The sequence below is a fragment of the Achromobacter sp. 1011811831 genome, from assembly GCF_059760905.1.
This window is the reverse complement of record NZ_JCBANG010000190.1, coordinates 1-1,451: the sequence shown is the minus strand read 5'-3', so window position 1 is coordinate 1,451 and position 1,451 is coordinate 1. Positions and strand designations below refer to the sequence as shown.

General features: G+C 67.1%; 4 protein-coding genes. All 4 read left to right on the top strand.

Annotated elements, in window-relative coordinates; translation table 11 throughout:
* A partial coding sequence (locus tag AC6LJ9_RS30520; RefSeq protein WP_498150345.1) for an oxidoreductase dimerization domain-containing protein occupies nt 1–182 on the top strand: 182 nt, incomplete at its 5' end.
* A 17-nt stretch (nt 183–199) separates the two neighbouring features.
* Nucleotides 200–565 (top strand): mercury resistance co-regulator MerD, encoded by a 366-nt coding sequence (gene merD, locus AC6LJ9_RS30515; RefSeq protein WP_000995360.1) that lies wholly within the window; start codon nt 200–202, stop codon nt 563–565.
* The gene (gene merE, locus AC6LJ9_RS30510; RefSeq protein ID WP_070700474.1) at nt 562–798 is read left to right on the top strand and encodes a broad-spectrum mercury transporter MerE; all 237 of its coding nucleotides are present in this window, start codon (nt 562–564) and stop codon (nt 796–798) included. Before merD ends, merE begins: the two co-directional genes overlap by 4 nt.
* Complete coding sequence (locus AC6LJ9_RS30505; protein WP_043792550.1) at nt 795–998, top strand: EAL domain-containing protein; 204 nt, start codon at nt 795–797, stop codon at nt 996–998. Before merE ends, AC6LJ9_RS30505 begins: the two co-directional genes overlap by 4 nt.
* Nucleotides 999–1,451 lie beyond the last annotated feature (453 nt).

Genomic DNA, 1,451 nt, shown 5'->3' with positions numbered 1-1,451 from the left:
AGGCGGTGGCCCCGGAAGCGGGCGAACTGATCCAGACGGCGGTGCTCGCCATCCGCAACCGCATGACGGTGCAGGAACTGGCCGACCAGTTGTTCCCCTACCTGACAATGGTCGAGGGGTTGAAGCTCGCGGCGCAGACCTTCAACAAGGATGTGAAGCAGCTTTCCTGCTGCGCCGGGTGAGAAAAAGGAGGTGTTCAATGAACGCCTACACGGTGTCCCGGCTGGCTCTTGATGCCGGGGTGAGCGTGCATATCGTGCGCGACTACCTGCTGCGCGGATTGCTGCGCCCGGTGGCGTGCACACCAGGCGGCTACGGCTTGTTCGATGACGCCGCCTTGCAACGGCTGTGCTTCGTGCGGGCGGCCTTCGAGGCGGGCATCGGCCTCGACGCGCTGGCGCGGCTGTGCCGGGCGCTGGATGCGGCGGACGGCGACGAAGCGGCCGCGCAGCTTGCCCTGCTGCGTCAGTTCGTCGAGCGTCGGCGCGAAGCGTTGGCCGATCTGGAAGTGCAGTTGGCCACCCTGCCGACCGAGCCGGCACAGCACGCGGAGAGTCTGCCATGAACAGCCCCGAGCGCTTGCCGTCCGAGACGCACAAACCGATCACCGGCTACCTGTGGGGCGGACTGGCTGTGCTGACTTGCCCCTGCCACCTGCCCATCCTCGCTGTCGTGCTGGCCGGCACAACCGCCGGTGCTTTCCTCGGCGAGCATTGGGTCATCGCGGCGCTCGGTTTGACCGGCCTGTTCCTTCTGTCCCTGTCGCGGGCGTTGCGGGCATTCAGGGAAAGAGAATGAGCGCTTTCCGGCCGGATGGATGGACGACGCCGGAACTGGCCCAAGCGGTCGAGCGCGGGCAGCTTGAACTGCACTACCAGCCCGTCGTCGATCTGCGCAGTGGTGAGATTGTCGGCGCGGAAGCCCACAAGGCCGACCAGGCAGCGCCGGCCCTCTATGGCCCCGAGAAGGGGCCAGAAAGGCCCGCCAGGGCCTCGTAGCCTAGCGGCGAGGGCCACCGGCCCGGTGAGCGTCGGGAAGGCGCTGGAAGCCCGCCAGGGGCGAGACGGGCGGCCGTGGCCGCCTGGCTCGATGCGTAGCACGACATAGCCGGTTCTCGCGGCCGCCGGCCGGGAGAATCCCCCGCAGCTTGGCCCCTCAAATGTCAAAGAGTGGATCTCATCGTCGGAAGTGGCGATGCGAGATCCAGCGGCGGCCGTCATCGTCGGAACTGGCGATGGGGCCCTCGGGGCATCGTTGGATGTGGCGATGGTCGACCGTGGCCAGGACGTGGCCAGCCTCGCCGGAAGTGACGATGCTGCAGCTCGGGGTCGTCTCAGAAAACGGAAAATAAAGCACGCTAAGCCGGTTGCAGCGGCCGTAGCGGCCTGAACTTGCCCGCGCCGATCTTGGCGCTGCTGCGCCAGAGGTAATCGCCGGTCAGGTTGATGTGC